This is a genomic window from Streptomyces sp. NPDC056503, from assembly GCF_042794995.1.
Classification (GTDB): Bacteria; Actinomycetota; Actinomycetes; order Streptomycetales; family Streptomycetaceae; genus Streptomyces.
The window spans coordinates 1-26842 of sequence record NZ_JBHTST010000120.1 but is presented as its reverse complement, the minus strand read 5'-3'; the positions used below and the strand labels follow the sequence as shown (position 1 = coordinate 26842).

Genomic DNA, 26842 nt, shown 5'->3' with positions numbered 1-26842 from the left:
GGGGGGGGGGGGGGGGGCCCCCGGGCCGGGGGGCGGGCCGCCCCCACCCCCACCCCCCTCCACGAAGCGAGGAACGATGAGAACCCCCACCTGGCGATCACGGTGCCTGAGCGCCGCGATCGCGACGAGCCTGCTGGCCCTGGGCGGTCCCCTGATGGCCGCCCACGCGGCCGGCGGACCCAACATCGCGCTCGGCGACGCCGCCTCCTCCAGCAGCGCGCAGTCCGGCTACTCCGCCGGCAGCATCACCGACGGAAACCAGGGCACGTACTGGGAGAGCGCCGGCACCTCCCTGCCCCAGTGGGTGCAGGCCGACCTCGGCACCGCCACGCGTGTCGACGAGGTGGTGCTGAAGCTGCCCGCCGGCTGGGAGGCCCGGAACCAGACCCTGTCCGTCCAGGGCAGCGCGGACGGCACCAGCTTCTCCACCCTGAAGGCCTCCGCCACCTACACCTTCAGCCCCGGCTCGGCCAACACGGTCACCGTCGCCTTCCCGGCGACCCAGGCCCGCTTCGTCCGGGTCAATGTCACCGCCAACACCGGCTGGCAGGCCGCCCAGCTCTCCGAGCTGGAGGTGCACGCCGCCGAGGGCTCCTCCGCGAACCTCGCCGCGGGCAAGACCCTCACCGCCAGCAGCCACACCGAGGTGTACGGCGCGCCCAACGCCAATGACGCTAACCGGGCCAGCTACTGGGAGAGCGGCAACAACGCGCTGCCGCAGTGGCTCCAGGCCGACCTCGGCGCCTCCGTCGCCGTCAACCGGGTCGTCCTCAAGCTGCCCGCCGGCTGGGGCGCCCGCAGCCAGACCCTGAAGATCCAGGGCAGTACGAACGGCACCGACTTCACCGACCTGTCGGCCTCCCGGGCGTACGCGTTCGACGCGGGCAACGACAACACCGCGACGATCACCCTGGACTCCACCACCACCCGCTACGTGCGCGTCCTGGTGACCGCCAACACCGCGCAGCCCGCCGCCCAGATATCCGAACTGGAGATCTACGGCCCGGCCACCGGCGACACCCAGGCCCCCACCGCCCCCGCGAACCTGGCCTACACCCAGCCCGCCACCGGCCAGGTCAGGCTCACCTGGAACGCCTCGACCGACAACACGGGCGTCACCGCGTACGACGTCTACGCCAACAACGTCCTGCTGACCACCGTCGCGGGCGACGTCACGACCTTCACCGACAACCGTCCGGCCGACCAGACCGTCTCGTACCGGGTACGGGCCAAGGACGCGGCCGGCAACCAGTCCGGGGACAGCAACACCGTCACCCGCGTGGGCGACGGCGGGGACACCCAGGCCCCCACCGCCCCCGCGAACCTGGGCCTCACCGAACCCGCGAGCGGCCAGGTCAAGCTCACCTGGACGGCCGCCACCGACAACCGGGGCGTCACGGCGTACGACGTGTACGCCAACAACGTCCTGCGCGGCAGCGTCGCGGGCAACGTCACCACCTACACCGACACCCAGCCGGCGAGCGCCACGGTCGCCTACCACGTGGTGGCCAAGGACGCGGCGGGCAACACCTCCGTCGCCTCCAACAGCGTCACCCGCAACGGCACCGGCGGCACCGGCTCCAACCTCGCCGTCGGCAAGGCGATCGAGGCGTCCTCGGCGACGGGGAACTTCGCCGCGGCCAACGCCAACGACAACAGCACCGCCACCTACTGGGAGGGCGGGGGCGGCGCCTACCCGCAGACCCTCACCGTCAAGCTCGGCGCCAACGCCGACGTCGACCGGCTCGTGCTGAAGCTCGACCCGGCCCAGGCCTGGCAGGCCCGCACCCAGACCCTGGAGGTCCTCGGCCGCGAGCAGAGCGCCACCGGCTTCACCAGCAAGGTCGCGGCCAAGAGCTACTCCTTCGACCCGGCGAGCGGCAACACGGTCACGATCCCGCTGACCGCGCGGCTCGTGGACGTCCAGCTGAAGTTCACCGCCAACACCGGCGCGCCCGGCGGCCAGATCGCCGAGTTCCAGGTCGTGGGCGTGCCCGCGCCCAACCCGGACCTGACCGTCACCGGACTGTCCACCACGCCCGCCACGCCCGAGGAGGACGACGAGATCACCGTCTCGGCGGTCGTCCGCAACGACGGCTCCGCGCCCGCGGCGGCGAGCAAGGTTGCCGTCCGCCTCGGCGGCACCAAGGTCGCGACCGGGCAGGCCCCGGCGCTGGCCCCCGGCGAGCAGGCCACCGTCCCCGTCTCCATCGGCGTGCGCGCCGCGGGCTCGTACGAGCTGAGCGCGGTCGCCGACGAGGCGAACGAGGTCCTGGAGCAGAACGAGACCAACAACGCCCACACCCGGTCCACCGCCCTCGTGGTCAAGCCGGTCGCGAGCGCGGACCTCGTCGCCACCTCGGTGACGACCGTCCCGTCGAGCCCGAGCGCCGGCGACGCCGTCACGTTCAAGGTCGCGGTCAGGAACCAGGGCACCGAGCCGAGCACGGCCGGCAGCCACGGCGTCACGCTGGAGCTGGTCAACGCGCAGGGCGGCGTCGTCAAGTCGCTGACCGGGGCCCACGCCGGAGCGCTGGCGGCCGGGGCCACGGCCGAGGTGAGCCTCGGCACGTGGACCGCCGTGAACGGCTCGTACACCGTCCGGACCGTCCTCGCCGACGACGCGAACGAGCTCCCGGTCAAGCGCGGGAACAACACCCAGACGCAGCCGCTGTTCGTCGGACGCGGCGCGAACATGCCGTACACGATGTACGAGGCGGAGGACGGCACCGCCGGCGGCGGAGCCGCCGTCGTCGGCCCCAACCGCACCATCGGCGACGTCGCGGGCGAGGCGTCCGGCCGCAAGGCCGTCACCCTGGACGCGACCGGCGAGTACGTCGAGTTCACGACCCGTGCCGCGACCAACACCCTGGTCACCCGCTTCTCGATCCCGGACGCCCCGGGCGGCGGCGGCATCAACACCACCCTGAACGTCTACGTCGACGGCGTGTTCAAGAAGGCGCTGCCGCTCACCTCGAAGTACGCCTGGCTGTACGGTGCCGAGGCCGGCCCCGGCAACGACCCGGGCTCCGGCGCCCCGCGCCACATCTACGACGAGGCGAACCTGATGTTCGGGGAGACCATCCCCGCCGGCAGCAAGATCAAGCTCCAGAAGGACTCCGCGAACTCGGCCGCGCACTACGCGATCGACTTCGTGAACCTGGAGCAGGTCGCCCCGGTCGCGAACCCGGACCCGGCCACCTACACGGTGCCGGCCGGCTTCACACACCAGGACGTGCAGAACGCGCTCGACAAGGTCCGCATGGACACGACCGGCAAGCTCGTCGGCGTCTACCTGCCGCCGGGCGACTACCAGACGTCGAGCAAGTTCCAGGTGTACGGCAAGGCCGTCAAGGTCGTCGGCGCCGGACCGTGGTACACGAAGTTCCACGCGCCCACCACACAGGACAACACCGACATCGGCTTCCGCGCCGAGGCCACGGCGAACGGCTCGCTCTTCAAGGGCTTCGCCTACTTCGGCAACTACGTCACCCGCATCGACGGCCCGGGCAAGGTCTTCGACTTCGCGAACGTCGCGGATGTCGTCATCGACGACATCTGGAACGAGCACATGGTGTGCCTGTACTGGGGCGCCAACACCGACCGGGTGACGATCAAGAACTCCCGGATCCGGAACATGTTCGCCGACGGCATCAACATGACCAACGGCTCGACGGACAACCTGGTGTCCAACAACGACGCCCGGGCCACCGGCGACGACAGCTTCGCGCTCTTCTCGGCGATCGACGCCGGCGGCGCGGACATGAAGAACAACGTCTACGAGAACCTCACCACCACGCTCACCTGGCGGGCCGCCGGCGTGGCCGTCTACGGCGGCTACAACAACACCTTCCGCAACATCCACATCGCCGACACCCTCGTCTACTCCGGCATCACCATCTCGTCGCTGGACTTCGGCTACCCGATGAACGGCTTCGGGACCGTCCCGACGAACTTCGAGAACATCTCGATCGTCCGGGCGGGCGGCCACTTCTGGGGCAACCAGTCCTTCCCCGGCATCTGGATCTTCTCCGCCTCGAAGGTCTTCCAGGGGATCCGGGTGAGCCACGTCGACATCGTCGACCCCACCTACAGCGGCATCATGTTCCAGACCAAGTACACACCGGTTCGCAGCCGGAGAACCCGGTGAAGGACACCGTCTTCACCGACATCTCCATCACGGGCGCGAAGCGGAGCGGCGACGCCTGGGACGCCAGGTCCGGCATCGGCATCTGGGCCAACGAGATGCCCGAGCCCGGCCAGGGCCCCGCCGTCGGCGAGGTGACCTTCAACTGCCTGCGCATGCAGGACAACGCCGAGAACATCCGGAACACCACCGGCTTCAAGATCAACATCAACCCCTGCTGACCGGGCCCTGCCCCGCGACGAGAGGCCGGCGCCCCCGCATCCAGCGGGGGCGGCGGCCCCGTCCGTTCGCCCGCGCGGCAGGCCGGGACGATCGTCGGCGGTGAGCCCGGCACGACGTTCCCCGCGGCTCTCCAGGAGTACCGCGCCCGAGCCGTCGCCGGCCTCTCCCCGCTCATCATCCACCGTGAGGGTGAACCTCACGCGTTCGCCCGAAGGGGACCACACAGTGAGAAGTGCCCTGTTCCGCCGCGGTCGCCGCGCCTCCGCGGCCACGCTCCTCGCGTTCGCACTGACCGCCTGCGGCACCGGTGACCACGACGGCGGCGCTTCGCAGGGCAACGGCGACTCCGACCCGACCACCCTGCTGGACCCGGAGACGAAGGTGTCGATCACGATCGACTGCATGCCGCCGGCGGCGAAGGCGGCCGAGCTGAAGGAGTGGAAGGAGGACGTCGCCGAGTTCAACAAGACGTACCCGAACGTGACGATCGAGGGGCGTTCCACTCCGGGGCAGTGTCTGGAGCCGCCGCGGTTCACCGCGATGCTGAAGGCCACGTCGCAGCCGGACGTCTTCTACACCTACTTCACCGACCTGCCGCAGGTCCTCGCGGAGGACGGCGCCGCCGACATCAGCGCGTACGTGCACCCGTGGTCGGTACCGCTCCTGAAGGACATCAACCCGGACGTCCTGGACTCCCTGAGACACAAGGGCCGGCTCTACGGCCTGCCCACCAGCAACTACACGATGGGCCTGCTGATCAACCGCAAGCTCTTCAAGGACGCCGGCCTGGACCCCGACGCCCCGCCGCGCACCTGGGACGAGGTCCGGGCCGCCGCGAAGAAGATCGCGGCTCTGGGCGAGGGCGTCTCCGGTTTCGGTGAGTACTCCGCGGGCAACACCGGGGGCTGGCACTTCACCGCCCAGATGTACAGCCTCGGCGGTGACATCGTCGACGCCGGCGGCACGAAGGCGGCGTTCAACAACGAGCTGGGCAAGCAGGTCGCGAAGAACCTCCACGCCATGCGCTGGGAGGACGACAGCATGGGCAAGACCCAGCTGCTCAAGTGGGGCGACCTGCAGAAGCAGATCGCCACCGACAAGCTCGGCATGTTCCTCGCCGCGCCGGACGACATCGCGTACATGGTGCAGCAGCTGGGCGCGAAGTACGAGAACTTCGGGATGGGTCCGATCCCCGGCGGCAAGAACACCCTCGCGGGCGGCAACAACTACATGATCAAGAAGGGCATCTCGCCCGACAAGATCAAGGCGGCCGTCGCCTGGCTCACCTTCAAGTTCGCCACCGTCGGCAAGGGCCAGTTCGACTGGGCCCGCACCAGGGCCGACGGCCTGCCGGTCGGCGTCCCCCAGCCCAACTTCTGGATGGGCGGTTCGAAGACCGAGGACGACGCCTCCCGCGTGGAGAACGCCACCATGCCGGTCGCCAACTTCAAGGCCTTCATGGACAGCCCGGTCCCCGGCAAGGCCGAGCCGCCGAAGGCGCAGGAGGTCTACGAGGTCCTCGACGACGTGATGTCCGGCATCCTCACCGACGAGGACGCCGACATCGACGAGCTCCTCTCGACCGCCGAGACGCGGGTCGACCGGATCCTGGCCGATCAGTAGCGGTACCACGGCGAGGCGCGAGGAGACCGCCCACGTCGTCCGGGCGCGCGCCGTCCGGGCGGGACGTCAGCCGAGACGGACGGCGAGCATGCAGGCGTCGTCCTCGAGGCCGGCCTGTTCCGGGTCGGCGAGGATCTTGTCGACGAGGTCCTGGGGCGTCGAGTCCGCGAAGCGGGTGGCGAGGCCGGCGAGGCGGTCGATGCCCTTGGTGACGTCCTCTCCCCGGCGCTCGACCATGCCGTCGGTGTAGAGGAGCAGGAGGTCCCCCTGCCGCAACGGCGTCGTCGTGGTCTCGTACGCGTATCCCGGAAGGGCCCCGAGCAGCGGGCCGCGGTCGTCGGTGAGCAGGGGAGCGGCTTCCCCGTCGCGCAGGAGGAGGGGGGCGGGGTGGCCCGCGTCGGCCCAGCGGAGGTTGCGGGCCTCGTCGATGTGGCCGGTGACGACGGTGGCGGTCTGTTCCGCGGGGTCGCTGCAGAGGAGCTCGTTGAGCCAGGTCGTGATCTCGCCGGCGGAGGCGCCGGTCTGGGCGAGGCCGGCCAGGGCGTGACGCTGCTGCGACATGCGGGCCACCGCGTCCAGGCCGTGGCCCGCGGCGTCGCCGATGGCGACGAGGACCCTGCCGTCGGGCAGGAGCCTGCACTTGTACCAGTCCCCTCCGACGGCCGCGTCCGCTTCGGCGGGCCGGTACGAGGCCGCCACGGCCAGCCCGACCGCGGCGAGGGCCTCGGAGTGGGTCGGCAGCAGCGCCTCGCGCAGGGCGTCCGCCACCCGTCGCTCGGCCTGCGCCTGGCGCCGCAGCCGGTCGGACTCGCGCTCCGTCTCGGCGAGCCTGCGGCGGCTGCGCATCTGCGGGGTGAGGTCGCGGGCCACGAGGTTCACCGCCCACGGCCGTCCGTCGGTACCGGCGACCGGCCGCCCGAGGAGGTCGAGCGTACGGACCTCGCCGAGGACGAGGAAACGGATGCGGGTCCAGGCGGGTTCCTCCCCGGCCAGGACGGAGGTGAGGAACTCGGAGAACGCGGTGAGGTCGCCCGGCAGCAGCGCGTCGCAGAGCTGGTCCAGCGTCCAGGGCATCCGGATCTCGGCGTGGAAGATCCGGCTCAGCCCCTCCGACCAGGTCACCCTGCCCGACAGCAGGTCCCAGTTGCCCCAGCCGAGGGAGGCGAGGAACTGGGCGTCGATCGTCAGGAGCTCGGTCTGGCTCTGCACCGGCCGCCAGGTGGCGAGGACCTGCTCGCCGCAGCGCGCGGCGGAGTAGAGGAGCGGGGCACGGTGGAGCCGGCCCAGACGCTGCTCGGTGTAGTCGACCACCCGGCTCTCCAGCGGCCCGCCGCCCGCGACCACGTCCGAGAGCCCCGCGAGGAGCCCGCTGGAGGCCGCGCCCGGCCGGGCCTCCAGGAACCGCTGCCCGACCTGCCGGTCCGGCGCCTCCAGCCACTCGGCGGAGCGGATCCTGTTGCCTGCGACGATGCGGAAGTCCAGGACCGCCCCCGTCTCGTCGTGGACCGGCTCCAGCAGGACGGCGGAGGCGGGAATCGCGTCGAGGACGGAGCAGGTGCCGGTGGCGTCGGGGTCGTGGACGCTGCAGAGGCAGTTCGCCCCCGACGTGTCACGAGCCGGCAGCGTCGGCCCGGGGGCGAGCGTCCGGACGGGAGTGGTGACCTCCGCTCCCGGGGCGGGGGTGACGGGCCCTTCCGCGGTGCGGCGGACCGCTGACCTCAGGCTGGAGATCTCGTCCCCTATGAGGGTCTTGAGCTCTTCGACGGTGTCGGGCAGCGGAAAGCCCATGATCGCCTCCCGGGGCCGGTGGGCGTCCCTCGGGGCCGGTGGCCCGGACCCGCCGCCACCGACTCTCCCGGGCCCCTGCCCGCCCGCGGCGCCATCATGCGGACGAACCGGACGAGCCGGACGAGACCCACACGGGTGCCGACCACGTCCTGGCACCGGCCACCTGCTCGACGCGCCCACCGTGCCGCGCCCGGCCGCCGGACCTACGGTGGCCCCATGACCGACCCGGAGAAGAACAAGGCCACGGCCGAAGCGTTCTACGACCTGATGTTCAACCAGTGCCGCCCCGCCGAGGCCGTCGACCGGTACGTCGGGGCCACCTACATCCAGCACAACCCCCACGTCGGCGACGGCAAGCAGGCGTTCGTCGACTACTTCGAGCGCATGGCGGCCGAGTACCCGGGCAAGCGCGTCGAGTACAAGCGGGCCTTCGCCGACGGCGACCACGTCATCCTGCACTGCCACCAGACCTGGCCCGACGAGGAGTACGCCGGCATCGACATCTTCCGCTTCGACGCCGACGGGAAGATCGTCGAACACTGGGACGTCCTCCAGGTCGTCCCACCCGCCTCCGAGAACGACAACACCATGTTCTGACGCACGCGAAGGCCCCCCGGACCCGCCGCGCGGGTGGAAGGCCGGGTCAGTACCAGGGGCGGGCGTCATGCCGGGGCAAGGGCCGTAGCGCCGGCCAGCGGACGAGCAGGCGGTCGGCCAGGGCGGAACCGAGACGGCCGAGGGCGTGCAGGTGATCGTGGTCGCGGGTCATGTCGGCGACCACGTTCAGACGGTGGACGAGCCGCTCGCGGGCGGACGCGTGGCCCCACGCGAAGTCCTCGGCGGGCACCCGGGCGAGTTGGTCGGCCGTCCCGCGGTGGGCCCGCTCCACGAGCGCGTCGCCCCGGATCAGCCAGCCCGCGCACGCGTCGGCGAGGTCGCCCGGCAGGTCCTCGCCGGTGACGCCGCGCCAGGTGGACCGGTAGACGTCCTCGACTTCCGCGAGCGGGGTCGCGGTGACCGACAGGGCGCACCAGCAGGTGGGGAAGCCGATGCGGAAGTAGGCGAGTTCGGTCAGGCCGTTGCCGAGCGAGGCCTGCTCGAAGTCGACGAAACGGACGCCGTCGCCGGTGCGCAGGTCATTGCCGGGGCAGGGGTCGCCGTGCAGCAGCGCATGGTGCGCGGTGGGGTCCAACCGGTCCAGGAGGCCCGCGAGTTCGTCCGGGACCGTGGGCGGGACCGGCACGTCGAGCGCCCTGGCCAGGGCGAGGAAGGACTCCGCGTCGGCGGCCGTGGGCCCGGACCAGACCGGTACCGCGCCCGCGTCGGCGGGCCCGGTCAGGGCGTGCAGCCGGGCCAGCGATTCGGCGTACCCCGGCATCCAGTCGTCCGTCCTGCCGAGGTCGTCCAGGTGCTCGAGGACCATCACCCGCGAGGGCGCGTCGACGGCGAACACCGCCGGGGCGACGGCGGGCCCGGAGGCCCGCCCCGCCAGGCGCAGCCCGGCGACCTTCCGCGCGAAGCGCGTGTCCGCGTCGGCGCTCGCGTCCCCGTCGTCGGTGATCTGCTTGACGACCACCAGCCGCCGGTCGGCCAGTCGCACCCGCCACACCCGTGACCGCGGGCTGCTGTCCAGGAGTTCGGCCTGCTCGGGCACGCCCACGGCGGAGAGCAGCGCCTCATGGAACGGAACGCGGTGCGACATGCCGATGAGCGTAGCCGCAGCCGCACACGCGCCTGGCCACAGCGCTGCGCGGGCGTAGCCGCGGTCGTGCGCGGGCCGGGCGAGCGCGAGCGACGGGCTCGCCTCCGGGCGGCCCTGTTCCGCCCCATGCGGAGGAATTGCCAGAAATGCACCTTGATCATGCGATGTACTTTTCATGTAACTATTGACGTATTTAGCCGGTAGGTGGAGACTCGAATCGAGACCTTCCGCCCCAGGAGCAGGCATGACTCCCCTTCCCGCGCCGCAGTCCCTCCAGTTCCCCTCCACTCCTCCGGGAGCGGAACGCATGCACGTGGCAGTCGGAGAGGGCGGGACCGTCCGGCTCGGCGGGGAGATCGACATGGACGGCGCCGAGTACCTGGAAACGGTCCTGGCGCGGATCCTGTCCGGCCGCGAGGCCGGCGCACCGCTCACCCTGGACATGTCCGCGGTGACCTTCTGTGACTCCACCGGCCTCAACACGCTCCTGCGGATCCGGCTCGCCGCCGAACACCGAGGGAGCCGGCTGTCGATCACCGCGGCAAGCGCGCAGGTGACCCGCCTGTTCGAGCTGACCCGCACCGGTGATCTCCTCGGCTTCACGGCCGTACCCACCCGGGAGACGTCATGAACCGCGCCCCCTCGGCCAGGTCGAGCCGCTGCCCGCCGACGCCGGATTTCCCGCGGACGGCGCACTCGCCGCGGCCCACGCGGCCGATCCCGACAGCCGCGCCGCCGCGGACGTCCCGGGCCTGCGTTCCGCCCCGGCGGCCGGCCTGGAAAGCGTCTTCCAGGCCGCCGGCCTGACCTCGCTCCCTGACCCGGGAAGGCTCTTGCGCGTTACTTCCACCCGCTGACGGACGTCACCGACCTCGGTGGCCGGAACCGCGGAAGGAGTGCCATGAACACCGGCCGAACCGCCACCACAGCCACCATCGCCACCACCCCAGCCGTCACCGCCGCTGCCACGGCCGCCGCCACCGCGGTCACCGCCGTCACCGGCAGCGAACCACCGCCGCAGGGAGCGGCCCTCCGCCACAAGGCGCTCGGCAGTCTCCCCGAGGTGGAACGCCCGACCGAGGTGCCGACCGATGCCGCCCGCGACCTGTCCGTATCGCTGTTCGCGCGGCTCCGCGATCTGGACGAGGGCACGCCGGAGTACTCCTACGTCCGCAACACCCTGGTCGAGCTCAACCTGAGCCTGGTGAAGTTCGCCGCCCGCAGGTTCCGCGGCCGCCCCGAACCGAGGGACGACATCCTCCAGGTCGGGACGATCGGGCTGATCAAGGCGATCAACCGCTTCGACCCCACCCGCGGCGTCGACTTCTCCACCTTCGCCCTCCCTACCGTCGTCGGCGAGATGAAGCGCTTCTTCCGCGACACCTCCTGGACCGTCCACGTGCCGCGCCGCATGCAGGAACTGCGCCTCGTCCTCGCCAGGACCCAGGACGAAATCGAACAGAGGACGGGGTGCCGGCCCACCCGGACGGAACTCGCCGAACGACTCGACGTGACCGAGGCCGAGATCACCCAGGCCGAACTGGCCGCCAACGCCTACACCGCCGACTCCCTCGACACCCCGCCCAAGGGCGAGGACGGCGGCACCGACCACACCAAGGCCACGGGCCGCCTCACCGCCGTCACCGAGAACGCCTACGAGCTGATCGAGGACTTCGCATCGCTCCAGCCGCTCATCGCCCGCCTCGGCGACCGCGACCGCGAGATCCTCTCCCTGCGCTTCGGCCAGGACCTCACCCAGGCGGAGATCGGCCGCCGCGTCGGCCTCTCCCAGATGCACGTCTCCCGCCTGCTCGCCCGCATCCTCGACGACCTCAGGACGGGCCTCCTGACCGACGACGCGGACACCGGGACCCACCACTGACACCAGGCGAACCCGCACGGAGCCGCGGCCGACAGCCGTACACCAGCGCATCCGGCCGTTGGCGGGACGTGGTGCGGAGTGCGGACGACCACGTTCCCGCCGACGCCCGGAACGCGGCCGTCCGGACGGCCGCGCGTCACTTGCGACGGGGCGCGAGACGTCACGGGTCCTGCCGGGGGAGCCACATCGGCCCGTACGACTCCGTGAGGTCGTCGGCGATGTCGAGGATGTGGGGGTCGTCGGTGGTCAGCGCACGGGTGACGAGTCGGCCGAGCAGCTCCCATGCCCCGACATGGACGAGGAGCTCGGCGAAGCGCTGGTAGTCGTCACCGTCGGCGGAGTCGAGTCGGTCCAGGACGAGTGGTTCGAGCGCGGGCAGCAGCCGATCGCGCGGGACGCGGTCGATGACGTGTCGGGCGGCGAGGGCCCATTGAGGAGACGTGGACCAGCCCACGAGCTCCGGCAGGAGAGCCGGAGCGTCGTCGGGGAGCGCCGCGAGGAAGTCGAGGACGGCTCCCTGGTTCCAGGCCCCCGCTTCCGTGGCCAGCGCGGCCCTGAGCACCTCGGTCCTGTCCTGAGCGTGCTGGTAGAACTCGGCTTGGCGACGGTGCGTTTCCCGTTTGGCTTCGACGAACGGCCGCCAGAGGTCGTCTGCGGACGGCGAGGTGCTCATGGTTCGGTCTCCATCGGACGTTCGAGGGTTCGGTGATCGCTGTTCCGCCGAAGTGATCGGCGAGCGAGAGAGATCATGGCGTCCTCAGGTCCGCGCAGCCGCCGAAACAGGGAAGGACAACGTCCTTTGGGGGTGGTCCCTGCTGGACGCCGGGTGTGTCGAACATGCCCGTGTGCTCCCCGCGCGTGCGGGGATGAACCAGCGGCCCTGGCCGGCATCGGTGGAGACGGCCTCGGCCGCCGAGGCCGGTGCCGGTGCTGATCGAGTCGGTCAGCGGGGAGTGAGGCAGGCTTCGAGGGCGGCTCGCTGGTGCGGGGGCAGGTGGTCGCCGAGGGGGGTCTTGCGGGGGCTGTGCTCGCCTTCGCAGAGCCAGCACTGTTCGTCCTCGTCGAACCACCACTCCTCGGCGCCCCACATGGGGTGCCCCTGAAGCAGGCGCCCGGCCAATGCGTGGCTCGCCGCGGGCGCGCCCTGGGCGACCAGGGCCTCGACCACCGCCGTCACGGCCTCCTCCGGAGCCGCCGCGTCGCCGAGGACGGGCAGCAGAAGGAGGAGGCGGGCGTGCGGGTCGGTGACGCCCGCCGCACCGGGTGGTGCCTCCAGCTGGGCGGCGAGTTCGGGCCAGCACAGCCCGGGGCCGATGCGGTCCTGGTCGTCGCCGGCCAGGACGAGGTCCCGGCTCCAGTCGGGATGCGTGAGGAAGTAGTCGGTGGTGGTGAACTCCTCGCCGTTGTTGACGTGCGCGACGATCGCGAAGCCGCCGGTCAGCTGCACCGTGAACACGGGCCACGCCGACGGGTCCTGGAGCGCGTCCAGCATCGCGCCCGCGTCCCCCGCGTCCGACCCGAAGGCATCCGGCGGGAACCCCACGGCCAGGTCCGCCAGGTAAGCGGGCCAGAATCCCGGCTCGTCCAGGAGCGGGAGCCCGTCCACGACGGGCGACGAGGAGTACCAGTGCCGTGCCATCACCATGCGGGCATTCTCTCCGAGGCCGACTCGTTGGAGGAACCCATTCCTGACGGTCGACCGGCTGGTCCCCGCGCCGGTGGGGACGGCCCCGGGGCGGTGCCGCGACAGGGCGAGTGGCGTGGTCGTCACCCGGCGGCCAGGCCGTGCCCCGTAACGCGCTTGCCAGGGAAAGGAGTCGTCCCGTACTCCCACGAGTTCGATGGCGCCTGTCAGGGTGGCCCACCTGGTCACCGTTTCGGTGACCGTGAACGCCGTCCGCCAGCCGCGCTGGGGCAACAGCTCTCCCGCCCCGGTTTCCCGCCCCGGTTTCCGTGGCCACGAGCGTGAGGCTGTCAGCCGATGCCGTCCTGCGGGCGTAAGGGCGTAAGGGCGTAAGGACACACGGAAGGCCGGCGGTACGCGACGCTGGGCGCCCGTACCGCCGGCCTTCCGGTGGGGCCACGGTCCACCAGGTCGAGCACGTGGTGGCGCGGCGGGTGGTGGGGGGTTCTAGCCGGTGACGTTCGTGTCCTCGGCGGCGGTCTCGGCACCGGCGTCGGCCGGGTCCGCGTCCTTGCCGGGGGCCTCGTGTGCGAGCCGGCTCGGCCACCAGACCTTCGGGCCGATGTCGCGTACCAGGGCAGGGACCAGGAGCGACCGCACCACGATCGTGTCGAGGAGCACGCCGAAGGCGACGATGAAGGCGATCTGTGCCAGGAAGGCGAGCGGAATGACGATGAGGGCCGCGAACGTCGCCGCGAGGACCACTCCCGCCGACGTGATCACGCCGCCGGTGGCGATGAGCCCGCGCAGCATGCCCTGTCGGGTACCCAGCCGCAGGGTCTCCTCGCGGACGCGGGACATGAGGAAGATGTTGTAGTCGACTCCGAGGGCCACGAGGAAGACGAATCCGTACAGGGGTACGGAGGCGTCCGTTCCGGAGAAGCCGAAGCCGTGCTCGAAGACCAGTCCCGCGATGCCGAGCGTCGCCAGGTAGTTCAGACCGACGGTCGCGACCAGGAGGACGGGCAGGAGCAGGGATCGGAGGAGGAGGATCAGGATGACGAGGATGATGGCCAGGACGACGGGAATGATCAGGTTCTTGTCGTGTTCCGCGGTGCGCTGCGTGTCGTACTGCTGCGCCGTGTAGCCGCCCACCAGGGTGTCCGCGTCGATGGCGTGGACTCGCTCACGCAGCTCGCGGACGGTCCGCTTGGCCGCGTCGCTGTCGGGGGCGTCGGCCAGAGTGGCGTCCATGCGGACTCTGCCGTCGACGACGAGCGGCTCCCCGCCGGGGGTGCCGGTGGTCACCTGTACCTCGGCCACTCCGGGGGTCGCGGCCGCCGCCTCCCGCACCGCGGCCCGGTTCGCGGCTTCGGTGATGATGACCGCGGGCTGGCCGGAGCCGCCGGGGAAGTGCCGGCCCAGCGTCTGCTGGGCGGCGACGGACGGGGCGTCGTTGACGAACAGTTCGTCCAGGGGGACGCCCTTCGACTGCAGGGCGGGGAAGAACGCCGCGCCGACTAGCAGGAAGCCGGTGGTGATGATCCACAGCTGTCGGGGGCGGGTGTCGACCCAGTGGGCGACGCGCCGCCAGATGCCGTGACCGCCGGCCTCGGCGTCGGCCGACTTCGGCTTGGCCGGCCAGAACGCGGCCTTGCCCATCAGGGCGAGGACGGCGGGGAGGAACGTGAGCGTCGTCAGGACGGCGCAGACCACGCCGATCGCGCCGACCGGTCCGAGAGCCCTGTTGTTGGTCAGATCGCTGAGCAGCAGGGCCAGGAGTCCGAGGGCGACGGTCGCGGCGCTGGCGGTGATGGCGCCGAAGGATCCCCGGGTGGCGGCCCACGCGGCGGTGGAGCGGTCGCTTCCGCCGGCGATCTCCTCGCGGAAGCGCGCCGTGAGGAGGAGCGCGTAGTCGGTGGCCGCGCCGATCACCAGGATCGACAGGATGCCCTGCACCTGGCCGTCGACGCGCACGACGTCGTTGTCGGCGAGTACGTAGACGATCGCGCCGGCGACTCCGAGCGCGAAGACGGCGCTGATGATGATCAGGAAGGGGAGCAGGACACTGCGGTAGACGAGCAGCAGGATCAGCAGGACGGCGGCCAGCGCCACGCCGAGCAGAAGCCCGTCGATCCCCGCGAACGCCTCTCCCAGATCCCCCTGGGTCGCCGCGGGCCCGGCAAGCTGGGCCCGCGTGTCCGGCACCTCGGCGGCCGCGTCCTCGACCTCCTCCAGGACCTCGCCGAGTCGATCGCCCAGGTCGGGCGAGAGGGGCACGACGCCCTGCAGGGCCTTCCCGTCCTCGGAGCGGAAGGCGGGCGAGGGCGCCCCGTCGACGCCTTCGGTGTTCGCGAGCGAGCGCAGAGCGGCGGTGGCCGCCTTCTGCTGCGCTTCCGAGACGTCGCCGCCTTCGAGCGCGGTCCAGACGACGACGGCGGGGAGGGTTTCCTGTTGGTTGAAGGCCTTCTGCTCCGCGATCACCTTGGTGGACTCGGCGTTCTGGGGCAGGAAGGCCGCCTGGTCGTTCGTGGAGACCTCGCCCAGCTTGCCCGCGTAGGAGCCGAAGGCTCCTCCGAGGCCGAGCCAGACAACCACGAGGACGAGGGGGACCAGCCAGCGGACTGGTCGGCGGGCGCTGTTCATCGACTCCCTAACGGGGGCAGGCCAGTAAAGGTATCTCAAAGATAATGTATCTCAATGATTGAGTAATACTATGCTTGACCTATGCAGTCACCTTCACCAGACGCCGCCGACCAGTCCAGCGACCTGTTCGCGTACGCGGTCCTGCTGCGCACGCTCAACCGCGAGCTGAACCGGAGCACTCTGGACTTCGCTCACGAGAGCGGGCTGCACGCGACGGACATCCACGCGCTCTCCGTCATCATGGATTCCTCCGCCGGCACGGACGAGCCCGTCACTCCCACGCGCCTGAGGGAGGAGCTGCGTCTGACGTCCGGCGCCGTCACGGCGTGCCTCGACCGGCTGGAACGCTCGGGGCACATCAGTCGTGTGCGCGACAGCGCGGACCGCAGGGTCGTCCACATCGTCTACAACTCCGAAGCCCGCGCCCTGGCGCGCGAGTACTTCAGCCCGCTGGCGCGGGCCACCGAGAACGCGCGCAGCCGGTTCACCCCGGCCGAACTCGACACGATCGCCGCCTTCCTGCGCACGCTCAACACCGAACTCGCCGCGCACCACAAGGCCTGAGGCGATCGGACCCGTCCGCGACCGGACCCGTCCGCGACCGGACCCGTCCGCGACCGGTCGCGCCGACGGCACGGGCCGCCCGGCGGCGCGCCGGGCGGGCCGGGCGGGCCGGAGCGAGGCGGTCCGGGCCCGTGGGCTAGGCCGTTCTCGTCAACATCAGGCTGATTCCATTCGAAAACCTTCATGCGGAGACGTTTTGCCGATGCCCGCCCAGGGAGGCGCATTACTCTTCGTTGACTCGTACTTGGGCCTGCCTTGACCACTCCTGACGATGGTGTGACCGGAGGAGGGAATGCTCGCGATGTCGTCCGTCCGCACGACGATGACCGTGCGCGCGCTCCTCCTTCTGGTGCTCGCCCTCGTCTGGACCACCTGCGTACCGCCGACGTCGCCCGCGGCCCCCTCGCAGCTCCAGCAGTCCGGCGTCCAGAACGCCGTTCCCGGCGCCGGGTACGAGGCCGCTCACGCTGCGGGCGGCGAGGCCGACGCCCCCCGGGGCCCCGCCGTCCGTCACGATCGGCGACGGGCCGTCACCGCGGCCGCCCGGCCTCTCGGTCCCCCGTCGTCCGTCGCCCGCACCCACCCCCTTCCGGTCCCGGCGACCGGCCGCACCGGCGGCCCGGACAGCCGGCCGAGACGCCACGGCGGCCACGACGCCCCCGTCCTCCAGGTCTTCCTCTGCTGACAGGCGGGCACCAGCCCGCGCCGACCTGTCAGCCCGACGCGCCCCCACAGCGCGCCAGGAGGAATCATTCATGCAGCCCCCCATCGACGGTGCCCGTCGATTCGCACACTTCCGCACGGAGTCGGCCCCGCACGCCGAGGGCCGTCCCCCGACCGCTCCGTCCCGTCCTGCCCGGCCGCTCGGCCCGGACCCCGGTCCGCACGTCGAACGCACCCCGGCGGACAGCCGACTTCGTCTGCGCGACCCGTACGAGGCGGCCTCGGGTGCCGCCCTGGAGACCCGCTCCGGGGCCGTCTCCTTCGAGGCGCTGTGAGGAGGGGCGCCCGAATGCCGCGTTCCCTCCCCGACCTGCGTCAGGACGTCGCGGCCTCGCTCGTCGTCTTCCTCGTCGCCCTCCCGCTCTGCCTCGGCGTCGCCGTCGCCTCGGGAGTCCCCGCGGAACTGGGCCTCATCACCGGCGTCGTCGGCGGCATCGTCACAGGCCTGATGCGCGGCAGCAGTCTCCAGGTCTCCGGTCCGGCCGCCGGGCTCACCGTGCTCGTCTTCGAGGCGGTCCGCGCCTTCGGCCTCCCCGGGCTCGGAGTCGTCGTGCTGGCGGCCGGCGTGCTGCAGATCGTCATGGGCCTTCTCCGATGGGGCCGTTGGTTCCGTGCGATCTCGCTGTCCGTCGTCGAGGGGATGCTCGCGGGCATCGGCCTGGTCATCATCGCGGGCCAGATCTACGCCGCCGCGAACATCCCCGCCCCGGCCTCGGGCACCGACAAGTTCACCGCCCTGCCGGGAGCCCTGGCCGAGGCCCTGGGCAGCCGTACGGCCCTCGTGTCGCTGGCCGTCGGAGCCGGCACCGTCCTCGTCATCGTCGGCTGGCGGCGGCTGCCGAGCCGGGCCAGGGCGGTGCCGGGCGCCCTGGTGGCGGTCCTGCTGGCCGCCCTCGCCACCGCCGTCCTCGACCTCCCCGTGGAGACCGTGCGGGTGAGCGGCGTACTGGAGGCCGTCCGCCTCCCGGGAGCCGACGCCCTCTCGTCCCTCGCCGACCCGGCCCTCCTCGGCACGGTCCTCGCGTTCGCCCTGATCGCCTCCGCCGAGTCGCTGTTCAGCGCGGCGGCGGTCGACCGGCTCCACTCGGGACCCCGCACGGACTACGACAGGGAACTCGTCGCCCAGGGCGCGGGCAACACCCTGTGCGGCCTGCTGGGCGCCCTGCCCCTCACCGCGGTCATCGTGCGCAGCGCGGCCAACGTCGAGGCGGGCGCCCGGACGAAGGCGTCCCGGGTCCTCCACGGCGTCTGGCTGCTGCTCTTCGTCGCCCTGCTGCCCGCCGTCCTCGCGTACATCCCGCTCGCCGCGCTGGCGGGCATCCTCGTCCACGCCGGGTGGAAGCTCATCCCCTTCACCGGCGTCCGCAGGCTCTGGACCCGTAACCGGGGCGAAGCCCTCGTCCTCGTCGCGACGGCGACGGCGATCGTCACCGTCGGCATGTTCGAGGGTGTCCTGATCGGCGTCGCGCTGTCGGTCGTGAAGGCCGCCTGGGACGCCTCGCACCTGCGGGTCGAGCACGTCGACGACGGGCACGGCGCCGTCCTCGTACGGTTGCAGGGAACCGTCACCTTCCTGAGGCTGCCCCAGATACTCGACACCCTGGAAGCCCTGCCCAGCGACCGCCGGGTGGTGCTGGACCTCTCCGGGGTCCACTATCTCGACCACGCCTGCCGGGCGGCGCTGGAGGCGTGGGCCGAGCGTCACACCGGCGCCGACGTCGGGGCGGTCCGCTCCGCCACGGCTCCCCACCGCCACGAGGACGCCGGCGCGGGCTCGGCGAGCGGACCACAGAGGTAGACGTGAGGTGCACGTGCCCGGGCCGCTGCCCCCGTCGGCCGCGCCCCGGGTACGTGCCGGGGCGGGGCGCCTACGGCCCGGGAACCCGCGAAGTCCTTGGCCGTCGGCGCCGCATCAGCGCCTCCACCGACGCTCCGGTGCCGTCACCCACAGGGTCAGTCCCACGAGCGAGTAGATCACCGCCCCGACGATGACGGTGGGGATGCCCATCGCGAGGACGAACCCCAGGAGCAGCTCCACCCATCCCGACTCCTCACCCATCGTGTTCCCACCCTGTGCCATAGACGAGATGACTCGGCGGGGACCGATGCGGTTCCCGGCCCTCACGGCGGACGTCCCCGGTCGCGCCGCTGAGCCGACGAGACCAGCGTCCCCCCCCCACACACACATGCCTCCGCGACGTCGATCATCACACGCCCGACGCGAACCGCCCGCGTTTCGGCGGCGCGGACGGGGTGAGATGAGTCCTCGTCAGGGGAGGGACGGGCCGGCGGAGAACGGATCCGGACGAAGGAGGGCCACATGGCGACGGTCGGTGACGGCGGCAGGGGAGCGGCGCGAGGGGAAGGCCCCGCGCGCCCGCTGCGGGACCTCGCGCTCGTCGTGGGGCTCGTGTGCGTTCTGGCCGGAGGCGCGGGGCTGACGGTCAGGACGGCCCGGGCGACCGGCTCGTACCTCCCCGCCGTCCTCGCGGCCCTCGTCCTGCTGCTCGGCGTCGGAGCGCTGCTGGCCCGGTGGGGCAGGACCGCCGCGGTGCGCGGCCGGGCGCGTGCCGCCCGGGGCGCCCCCGGCGGCACGGAGCCCACGATCCCCCTCCCGGAGATCGGCGAACCCGTGGCCGGGACCGTCGTCGCCCCCGTCGCCGCGCCCCCGGACACCGCCGCCCCGGGCACGGCACCGCCCGGCGCCGAACCCGCTCCCGCAGCCCCGCCCGCCGTCGACTCCGAGGCGCTGGACCACCTGGCCGTCGACCCGGACGGCTTCGAGCACACGGTCGCCGCGCTGTGCGCACGCGACGGCTGTTCCCCCGTCGAGGTGGTCGGCGGCGCGGGTGACCTCGGCGCGGACGTGATAGCGACGACCCCCGACGGAACGCGCGTGGTCCTGCAGTGCAAGCAGTACGCGGAGGACCACCGGGTGGGTTCCCCGGACCTCCAGCGCTTCGGGGGCACCTGCTACGCCGTCCACGAGGCCGACGTGGCCGTCCTGGTCACCACCAGCTCCTTCACGGACCCGGCGCTCGCGTACGCGGCCTCCTGCGGCATCGTCTGCGTCGACGGCACGGAGCTGGCGACCTGGACCGCGTCGACGACCCCGGCCCCCTGGACGACGGGCCCTGCGACGCGCTGCCGATCCTGATCGCGCTCCGAGTCCGCGGACACGAGGACGGTCGGGATCTCGCCGGCGCTGTCGGGGAGGCGTGTGCTTCGGAAGGGGCGCGGGTGGGTTTCCCCGGCGCGGGCGAGGCGGCCGTGGTGCACGGGACCAGCCGGTGGCGATGGGTCCGGGGCGGGAGAGCGGGCTGTGCCGGGTTCCTGGTAGAACCGGCATATGACATACAGGTTCACGGCCTCTTCGGTCGCGGCCGAGGCCGATGTGGACGGCGAGATGCAGGCCGGCGTGGCGGAGGAGGACGAGGGGTTATTCCTGCTGTTCACGAGCGCTGTCGGTGCGCCGTCCGCACAGGACGTCTCGCTGGGACTCGACACGTACCGCGTGATGACTCCGGACCAGTCCACGGCCTATGGCTGTGTCCGCGAGGCCACTCTGACGGACACCCTGCTCACGGTGGAGCTGGACCCCGGCTGTCTGGACGATCTGGAGCTGGAGGACGCCAGGATCGAGGCGGTGCTGGACGTGCCGCCCGAGAGTGTCGACGAGATGCGCGACGTGCTGGCGAAGGTGCTGACCTCCGGACGTGAGGACGCTCGCCCTCGGCTCGTCGGTTTCTCGGTCCGATCCGGCGGGTGAGGTGGCGGGACCCGATCAGGAGCGCCGCGACGCCGACGAAGGCGAGGAAGTGCTCGGCCTCGCGTCCGTAGCCGCGGTGGAGGCGTTGGCGTGCGGTTTCGCCGGCCTCCGGTGCCGGGGCCACGCCGGATGGCTCAGGGACTCACGGCATCTTCAGGCTCGGGGGGTACGGGCGCGCGCGGGCTCACGAGGTCGAGCAGTTCGGTGCCGAGCGGAGGAGGCGACGAGGAACCGACGTACTCACGTGCCAGTTCGAGCAGACGGTGGTGGCCGTCGGGGCCGTCAGGGATCGCGGATCCACGTCTGCGCACCGTCGTCCCGTCGACGGGGGGTCGGCGCGGGCCGCGGGACCGGTTCCCGCCGACCTCGATCCGGACCTCGATCGACCTGAGGATGGAGGGCAGGACGGCGGCGTCGAAGTCTTCCGAGGGGTCGTGGGCGGCGAGATAGGCGGAGAGTTCCTCGTGGACCCGACGCATGAGGTTCCGCGCGCCGATGTGATCGCGGTGCCGGACGGCCCGGCGCTCGGCCACACGGGCGAGTGACTCGATGAACACCCCCCGGATCTCGATGCGCGAGAGGATCCGCATCGCCCCGTCCACATCCGTGTCCGACGCGATTTCGGCCGCATGGCCGAGCACTTGGCCGCGGACGCGAGGGTCCGCGATGCGATCGAGGGAGGAGAGGGCCACGGCCGGGTCGCGGGCGTGCATGCTCAGGGAGCGCCATGCGCGGTCCGCGTGCTTGCCGGCGGGCAGGCGTCGGGCGACCGTGACGGCGCGTGCGGGGTCGGTCCCCGCCAGTTGTCCCACCAGCTGGGACATGGCCGCGTCATCGTGGCCGAGGTGGTGCTCCGCGGCCGCCAGCAGGCCGGCGACGCGTCGTGGCGCCAGGACCTGCCAGCACGTGGTCAACTGGCTGAGGCTCATCATGAACCAGTCTGGCCGGGAGAGGTCGTCCCACAGGCGCGCCTCGGCCGCCTCGACCAGTTCCAGCGCGAGTGCGGGGCTCACCAGGGCCGCGAGCTCGGCCGCCTGGGCGAGTCCGAAGCAGTCGGTCGAGGTCCTGAGCCGTGCCAGCAGCCAGGCCACCACCGGTCCCTCGACGATGTGTCCACCGCCCCCACGGGCCACGGGCAGTACCCCGCCGGGCAGGTCCCGTACCCGGGTCAGCACGGCGGCCACGTCACGCGCCGACCGGGGCCGGCGCGCGGGGTTCTTCTCCAGCAGCGCGGCCACCAGCCGGACCAGTTCGAACGGCAGGTCGGGCCGCAGGCTGTGCAGCGGGGGAGGAGTCTCCTCGGAGTGCCGGCGCATCAGGACGAAGTAGTCCCCGCCGAAGGGCGGGGCGCCGACGAGCAACGCGTACAACACGCAGCCGAGCGCGTACAGGTCGCACCGGAAGTCGACGTGGTCGCCGCGCCACTGCTCGGGGGCCATGTACGCCGGGGTGCCGAACGGGCGTCCGGTCACGGTCAGGCCGCTGGTGGAATCAGCGGTGCGGGCGATTCCGAAGTCGCAGATCCTCACGCGGCCGTCGTGCTGACGGAAGAGGTTCGCGGGCTTGAGATCCCGGTGGACGACGCCGTGTTCATGCGCCGCGGCGAGCACCTCGGCGCTCTGCAGGGCAAGGTCCACGACCTCGTCCAGCGGAAGCCCTGTGGGCATCGCGGCAAGCGCGGCGCTCAGGTCCGAGCCTTCCAGCAACTCCATGACGATGTACAGCCGTCCGGCGTCCTGCCCCGTGTCGTAGACGGTGACGAATCCCGGGTGGCGTACCCGACTGCCGATGGTGGCCTCGCGGCGGAACCGGGCCACGGCTTCGTCGTCCCCGCCTTCCGAAAGCATCAGCTTCACCGCGACGGGCCGACGCGCCTCCAGGTCGCGGGCCTTCCAGACCTCGCCCATCCCACCCCGGCCGATCGACTCGACCAACTCGTACCTGCCCGCCAGCTGTTCCCCTGCTTGCACGGCACACCCCCCGAACCCCGAGCACGCATCCGATGCGAGCCCCGACCGAATCCCCCCTGGTCCTTCCCGTGAAACGCGTTTCCCGTCGAGGAGGGTTCCCCTGCGCGGGGCGTGCCCATCGAGTGACGCTGCTCTGCTCTGCCCTGCCCTGCCCCTGGGCCTGGCAGACGTCCATCGGCACATGCTCGGGTCTGTCCAGAAGTCACTGCCGACCACGCGGCCACTCTCCCGCGTTCCGCGGCCCGCAGTCCGTCGAACCCTTCCGCTCATGAGGTCCCTTTCCACCCATGGGGTCGAGGAGACCTCCAGGTGGCCCACAGGAAGTGGCTTCGCCGACGGAGATGCACGAGGTTTGCGGAGACACATCCACGAGAGAAGGGCACGACACCCATGTCCGCACTGCCTCGCGCTGCCGCAACGATCCTGGTCGCCTCGCTCGCCCTTCTGGGAGGCGCCGCCACGGCCTCCGCCCACCCCGCCGCGCCGGCCGGCGTCCACCAGCCCGCCGACGACGGGTTCGAGGTCGAGATCGAGCAGACCTACGTCGTGGTGTTCGGCGACCTGGTGCTGGACTGACCGGCCCGGCCGCACACACGACGGGCCCGTGACGGGGGCGGCTACAGCGGTGCTTCGATGCCGCCGCCGGGTAGGTAGCCCCCTCCGGGATCCGGTGGGCCCGAGTGCCGGCGCGGGGGGAGGTACGTGCGGGTTCCGGAGACGATCTCGTTCTCTCCGCGGCGGGCGATGACGGCGTTGACCGTCTGCGTGTCGAACGCGCAGTTCACGAGGATCCTGGTGCCGACGGAGGCGGAGAGGCGTCCGGTCCTGAGCGTCTCCAGGGTGATCCACTCCTCGGGGACGCCCAGGTGGGCGGCGTAGTCGGAAGGCGTGGGCAGGTCCCGGCCGTCCGACAGTTCGGGGGACGCCTCGATCATGGCGTGGAGCACCTGGGTGGCGCGCGCGAGTTCCGGGCTCACCGGCCGGTTCCGGAAGTACCGGTAGACCACACCGAGCGAGACGGACGCGACGCTGACGGCGAGGGTGGGGGATTCGGGTGAGAGGGCTTCGAGCCAGCGTTCGGAAGCGGCGTCGATCCACTGGAGTCGCGCGGTGATCTCCGGGGCCCAGCCGATGAAGGCCGCGATGACGGCGACGAGGGACGCGGCGAGTGCCGCCTTCGCCCGTCGGATGTGCGTGGCGACGGTTCCCCGGTGCACGCCGGTGATCCGGGCGATCTCGGCGTGGGTGTAGTTCCAGCCTTCGCTGAGCAGGATGAGCCGGCGTTGCTGTGCGGAGAGCTTCCCGAGGGCGCGTTCGGCGTCGAGGACGGCGTCGGTGTCCTCTTCGAGGTCGGATACCCACAGGGCCTTGTGGCCTTCGGAGGTCGAGGACGTGGTGTCGATCGGCTCGGCCGCCCTGCGGCGGCTGACGTCCCTGACCCGGTTGCGGATGACGGCGCACAGGTAGCCGTAGAGGTCGCCGATCTCCCTCTTCTCGCTGTTGACGAGGAGGGTGACGAGGGCGTCCTGGACGATGTCCTCGGCCTCCGTGCGGGAGGAGGGCAGGCTCTCGGAGCGGAGTTCGCGCCGGGCGAGGCGCAGGAGCGTCTTCTCCTTCTCGTGGTGGACGCCGAGGAGCCGGTCGGCGAAGGGGGTGTCGTCGGGGTCAGGCACGGCCCGCACCCTTCTTCGGGGCCGTGCGTGCGGCGGGGAGGGTCGCCTGGGCGCGGATGATCTCGGCTTCGCCGTGGGCGCGGGCGAGGTCGGCGAGGGCGTGTGCGTGGATCACCTCGGCCTCCCCCCGGGTGCGGCTGCGGTCCTGGGCGATCTTGATCAGTTTGTCCGTCACGGGGACGAGGACGACCAGGACCGCGGCGAGCAGGAGCTCCATTGTCTTCCTTCCGGTGGGGCTCGCGCGGCGGTTCCGCGGGAGTCGTTCACCGGAGAAGGGGGGTGGGTTCCCCGCTTGCATGACACCGGGAGCGCGGTTTCCGAGGGACGGGGCGCTGGGACGACCTGGGTCGGCGGGGCGGGGGGAAGAATCTTGAGGAGGTGTCATGCAGGCGCCGTCGTCGTCCCCCTTCACAGGCGGGGACCTGACGTCCGCGGCGTCTTGACCGTGAACGACGGCCGTTGGTCGGTCGCCGAACGGCGTCCGGGTGATCTCGGGCCGTGTGGGACCATTCCGGCATGCGCCTGGTAGCTGACGGAGCCACGCCGGTCTCACGGTCGGTACTGGTCAACGACGTCGAGACGGACGACGGGTACGCCTTCGAGCTGGCGAGCCCGCTCTTCCTGGCCGCCGATGACCGGGTCGCTTTCGAAGACGGCGGGCTCGTCGTCGTGCGGGCCGGTGGGGAGCGGCTGTCGCCGGTCGGGGACTGGTCCACTCGCTGTGGGCCCGGGTCCCTGCGCCGCCGGTAGGAGCCGCTGCTCGAACGTCCGGTCGGGGAGAAGGCCACGAGCTCCCTTCTCCCCGACCGGACGTGTCCCCCGCGGCATCCGACGCCACGTCACTTCTATGCCGCGTCCTGGTGGGCACGGGGTACCGGTTCCAGACGTGTGCTCGGTGCGCTTCGTGTGCTCCGTACGCTCCTTGAGCGCCATCGCATCCGGGCGGCGAGCGCGAGGGTTCCCGTGGATCCGAGGACGGCCCAGGTGGCCGGGTGGGTCCAGGCGGCGGGGGGCAGTTGCTGGGCGAGGACGAAGACGCCCATGACGACGACGAACCAGCCGAACGCCTTGCGCAGCGCGTCCTGGGGGATCCGGCCCGCGAGGCGGGCGCCGATCAGGCTGCCGATCACGGCCGCCACGGTCACGGTCGCGGCGACGCCCCAGTCGATGGAGACGGCGGAGAGGTGGCCGGCGAGCCCGGCGAAGGACTTCATCGCGATGACGAGCAGCGAGGTGCCGACCGCGATGCCCATCGGCAGTCCGCCGAGGATGGCCAGGGCGGGGACGACGAGGAATCCGCCGCCGGAGCCGACCAGTCCGGTGACGGCGCCGACGACGAGGCCCTCGACCGCGATGTGCTTGAGGGGGAGGTCCCCGTGCGCGGGCCGGGTGCGTGCGCGCCCGTCGCGGGGCTTGCGGAGCATGGCGAAGGCGGTGGCCAGCATCATCAGGGCGAACGCGACGAGCAGGACGGTGCCGGGGATGTACTCGGCGAGGCGGCCGCCGGCGTAGGCGCCGGCCATGCTGAAGGCGCCGAAGAGCAGACCGGTCCGCCAGCGGACCCGGTGGGCGCGGGCGTGCGGGATCAGAGCCGCGAGGCTGGTGATGCCGACGACCAGCAGGGAGGTGGCGATGGCCTCCTTGGTGTCCTGCCCGGCGAGGTAGACCAGGATCGGGACGGTGAGGATGGAGCCGCCGCCGCCGAGGATGCCGAGGCTGACGCCGATCAGGAGGGAGACCGCGACGATGAGGGCGGTCATGACGCGCTCCGCAGCTCCGCGATGACGGTGCGGAGGTCGGTGCGCGGGCCGCGGTTGTAGGGGAGCTTGGAGAGCAGCACGCCCATGGCACAGGAATTGCTCAGGGCGGCGTAGGTGAGTCCGGCGCCGATGGCGGTCCCGATGAGGTGGACGCCGGGGACGACGATGCCGACGAGGCCGGTGGCGAGGACGACGGAGCCGGCGACGAGCCGGACCTGGCGCTCCATGTCCCACCGCTGGGGGCCCCGCTTCACGGGTGCGTTCACCGCCTCCCAGGCGTTCATGCCGCCGTCCAGGACGCGGAGGTTGGGCAGGCCGGCCTGGGCGAGGGCCTGCTCGGCCTCCTTCGCGCGCTGTCCGGAGCGGCAGACGAGCACGACCTCCTCGTCCAGGTGCGAGCGAAGCTCCGCGCGGTGCTCGCGCAGGGTGTGCAGGGGGACGTTGTACGAGCCGGGGATGTGGGCGGTGCGGAACTCGCCGGGGGTGCGGACGTCGAGCAGGCGTGGGGCGCGGCCCTCCTGGACGAGACGGTGCAGGACCGCGGGGGTGATCGACTGGACGGTGCGCTCGGCACTCATGGGTGACTCCTGAAGGTGCGTACGGGGGCGGGGGACACGCGCAAGGCGATGGGCCGTGGCCGTGGCGGTGGCGGTGGCGGTGGCGGTGGCCCGGGCGGGCGAGTGCGGCCCGGGCGCGCGGGAAACGGGAAGCGGGAAACGGGGAGCCGTCGCGGGCGGGCAGTGCGGCCC

The 26842-nt window shown here is 71.9% G+C and carries 23 protein-coding genes and 1 pseudogene; 13 read left to right on the top strand and 11 right to left on the bottom strand.

The genetic code is table 11. From position 1 onward, the window contains the following. Positions 1-76 precede the first annotated feature (76 nt). Both ACFQ8C_RS28670 and ACFQ8C_RS28665 read left to right on the top strand, forming a co-directional pair. Positions 77-4368: pseudogene (locus ACFQ8C_RS28670) on the top strand (discoidin domain-containing protein). Positions 4369-4594: 226 nt separating this feature from the next. Then, positions 4595-5992: an ABC transporter substrate-binding protein gene (locus tag ACFQ8C_RS28665; RefSeq protein ID WP_383462729.1), complete on the top strand. Its 1398-nt coding sequence runs from the start codon at positions 4595-4597 to the stop codon at positions 5990-5992. A 66-nt stretch (positions 5993-6058) separates the two neighbouring features. On the opposite strand, the gene ACFQ8C_RS28660 is transcribed toward ACFQ8C_RS28665, so the two are convergent. Beyond that, the gene (locus ACFQ8C_RS28660; RefSeq protein ID WP_383462727.1) at positions 6059-7780 is read right to left on the bottom strand and encodes a PP2C family protein-serine/threonine phosphatase; all 1722 of its coding nucleotides are present in this window, start codon (positions 7778-7780) and stop codon (positions 6059-6061) included. A gap of 216 nt (positions 7781-7996) precedes the next feature. Here ACFQ8C_RS28660 and ACFQ8C_RS28655 point away from each other — a divergent pair, with 216 nt between their 5' ends. After that, on the top strand, positions 7997-8377 hold the full coding sequence (locus ACFQ8C_RS28655) for a nuclear transport factor 2 family protein (RefSeq protein WP_383462724.1): 381 nt from the start codon (positions 7997-7999) through the stop codon (positions 8375-8377). 46 nt (positions 8378-8423) lie between these two features. On the opposite strand, the gene ACFQ8C_RS28650 is transcribed toward ACFQ8C_RS28655, so the two are convergent. After that, positions 8424-9482 carry an aminoglycoside phosphotransferase family protein gene (locus ACFQ8C_RS28650; protein ID WP_383462721.1) on the bottom strand — a complete coding sequence of 353 codons (1059 nt, stop codon included), beginning with the start codon at positions 9480-9482 and terminating at the stop codon, positions 8424-8426. Positions 9483-9789: 307 nt separating this feature from the next. Here ACFQ8C_RS28650 and ACFQ8C_RS28645 point away from each other — a divergent pair, with 307 nt between their 5' ends. Both ACFQ8C_RS28645 and ACFQ8C_RS28640 read left to right on the top strand, forming a co-directional pair. Further along, complete coding sequence (locus ACFQ8C_RS28645; RefSeq protein ID WP_383462719.1) at positions 9790-10113, top strand: STAS domain-containing protein; 324 nt, start codon at positions 9790-9792, stop codon at positions 10111-10113. Positions 10114-10383: 270 nt separating this feature from the next. Beyond that, complete coding sequence (locus tag ACFQ8C_RS28640; RefSeq protein WP_383462716.1) at positions 10384-11364, top strand: SigB/SigF/SigG family RNA polymerase sigma factor; 981 nt, start codon at positions 10384-10386, stop codon at positions 11362-11364. A gap of 160 nt (positions 11365-11524) precedes the next feature. On the opposite strand, the gene ACFQ8C_RS28635 is transcribed toward ACFQ8C_RS28640, so the two are convergent. From ACFQ8C_RS28635 to ACFQ8C_RS28625, 3 genes are all read right to left on the bottom strand, one after another. Further along, positions 11525-12037: a hypothetical protein gene (locus ACFQ8C_RS28635; RefSeq protein ID WP_383462713.1), complete on the bottom strand. Its 513-nt coding sequence runs from the start codon at positions 12035-12037 to the stop codon at positions 11525-11527. Positions 12038-12307: 270 nt separating this feature from the next. After that, complete coding sequence (locus ACFQ8C_RS28630; protein ID WP_383462710.1) at positions 12308-13009, bottom strand: hypothetical protein; 702 nt, start codon at positions 13007-13009, stop codon at positions 12308-12310. Positions 13010-13495: 486 nt separating this feature from the next. Further along, positions 13496-15634: an MMPL family transporter gene (locus ACFQ8C_RS28625; RefSeq protein ID WP_383462708.1), complete on the bottom strand. Its 2139-nt coding sequence runs from the start codon at positions 15632-15634 to the stop codon at positions 13496-13498. An 81-nt stretch (positions 15635-15715) separates the two neighbouring features. Between ACFQ8C_RS28625 and ACFQ8C_RS28620 the strand changes: the two genes are divergently transcribed. The 4 genes from ACFQ8C_RS28620 (at position 15716) to ACFQ8C_RS28605 (ending at position 18719) form a co-directional block, all read left to right on the top strand. Next, entirely contained in the window at positions 15716-16198 is a 483-nt protein-coding gene (locus tag ACFQ8C_RS28620; protein ID WP_383462705.1) for a MarR family winged helix-turn-helix transcriptional regulator, read from the top strand. A gap of 292 nt (positions 16199-16490) precedes the next feature. Beyond that, entirely contained in the window at positions 16491-16883 is a 393-nt protein-coding gene (locus ACFQ8C_RS28615) for a hypothetical protein (RefSeq protein ID WP_383462702.1), read from the top strand. Between the two features lie 70 nt (positions 16884-16953). Then, positions 16954-17196: a hypothetical protein gene (locus ACFQ8C_RS28610; RefSeq protein ID WP_383462700.1), complete on the top strand. Its 243-nt coding sequence runs from the start codon at positions 16954-16956 to the stop codon at positions 17194-17196. A gap of 14 nt (positions 17197-17210) precedes the next feature. Beyond that, the gene (locus ACFQ8C_RS28605) at positions 17211-18719 is read left to right on the top strand and encodes a SulP family inorganic anion transporter (RefSeq protein ID WP_383462698.1); all 1509 of its coding nucleotides are present in this window, start codon (positions 17211-17213) and stop codon (positions 18717-18719) included. Between the two features lie 114 nt (positions 18720-18833). Here the strand turns inward: ACFQ8C_RS28605 and ACFQ8C_RS28600 are convergent, their stop codons facing one another. Beyond that, positions 18834-18980, bottom strand: a complete 147-nt coding sequence (locus ACFQ8C_RS28600) for a hypothetical protein (protein ID WP_383462695.1) — start codon at positions 18978-18980, stop codon at positions 18834-18836. Positions 18981-19241: 261 nt separating this feature from the next. On the opposite strand from ACFQ8C_RS28600, the gene ACFQ8C_RS28595 reads away from it, so the two are divergent. Then, on the top strand, positions 19242-20078 hold the full coding sequence (locus ACFQ8C_RS28595; protein ID WP_383462692.1) for a restriction endonuclease: 837 nt from the start codon (positions 19242-19244) through the stop codon (positions 20076-20078). Positions 20079-20270: 192 nt separating this feature from the next. After that, positions 20271-20690, top strand: a complete 420-nt coding sequence (locus ACFQ8C_RS28590) for a hypothetical protein (RefSeq protein WP_383462690.1) — start codon at positions 20271-20273, stop codon at positions 20688-20690. 134 nt (positions 20691-20824) lie between these two features. On the opposite strand, the gene ACFQ8C_RS28585 is transcribed toward ACFQ8C_RS28590, so the two are convergent. Then, positions 20825-22660, bottom strand: a complete 1836-nt coding sequence (locus tag ACFQ8C_RS28585) for a serine/threonine-protein kinase (protein WP_383462687.1) — start codon at positions 22658-22660, stop codon at positions 20825-20827. Positions 22661-23050: 390 nt separating this feature from the next. Here ACFQ8C_RS28585 and ACFQ8C_RS28580 point away from each other — a divergent pair, with 390 nt between their 5' ends. Continuing rightward, positions 23051-23236, top strand: coding sequence for a hypothetical protein (locus tag ACFQ8C_RS28580; RefSeq protein WP_383462684.1), 186 nt, complete (start codon positions 23051-23053; stop codon positions 23234-23236). Positions 23237-23277: 41 nt separating this feature from the next. Here ACFQ8C_RS28580 and ACFQ8C_RS28575 read toward each other — a convergent pair whose 3' ends face one another. Both ACFQ8C_RS28575 and ACFQ8C_RS28570 read right to left on the bottom strand, forming a co-directional pair. Then, complete coding sequence (locus ACFQ8C_RS28575) at positions 23278-24333, bottom strand: RNA polymerase sigma factor (protein ID WP_383462681.1); 1056 nt, start codon at positions 24331-24333, stop codon at positions 23278-23280. Then, on the bottom strand, positions 24326-24550 hold the full coding sequence (locus ACFQ8C_RS28570; RefSeq protein WP_383462679.1) for a hypothetical protein: 225 nt from the start codon (positions 24548-24550) through the stop codon (positions 24326-24328). Before ACFQ8C_RS28570 ends, ACFQ8C_RS28575 begins: the two co-directional genes overlap by 8 nt. A gap of 299 nt (positions 24551-24849) precedes the next feature. Here ACFQ8C_RS28570 and ACFQ8C_RS28565 point away from each other — a divergent pair, with 299 nt between their 5' ends. Next, complete coding sequence (locus ACFQ8C_RS28565) at positions 24850-25083, top strand: hypothetical protein (protein ID WP_383462676.1); 234 nt, start codon at positions 24850-24852, stop codon at positions 25081-25083. 95 nt (positions 25084-25178) lie between these two features. Here the strand turns inward: ACFQ8C_RS28565 and ACFQ8C_RS28560 are convergent, their stop codons facing one another. Both ACFQ8C_RS28560 and ACFQ8C_RS28555 read right to left on the bottom strand, forming a co-directional pair. After that, positions 25179-26093, bottom strand: coding sequence for a sulfite exporter TauE/SafE family protein (locus ACFQ8C_RS28560; RefSeq protein ID WP_383462673.1), 915 nt, complete (start codon positions 26091-26093; stop codon positions 25179-25181). Beyond that, on the bottom strand, positions 26090-26671 hold the full coding sequence (locus ACFQ8C_RS28555) for a rhodanese-like domain-containing protein (protein WP_383462670.1): 582 nt from the start codon (positions 26669-26671) through the stop codon (positions 26090-26092). Before ACFQ8C_RS28555 ends, ACFQ8C_RS28560 begins: the two co-directional genes overlap by 4 nt. Positions 26672-26842: the final 171 nt, after the last annotated feature.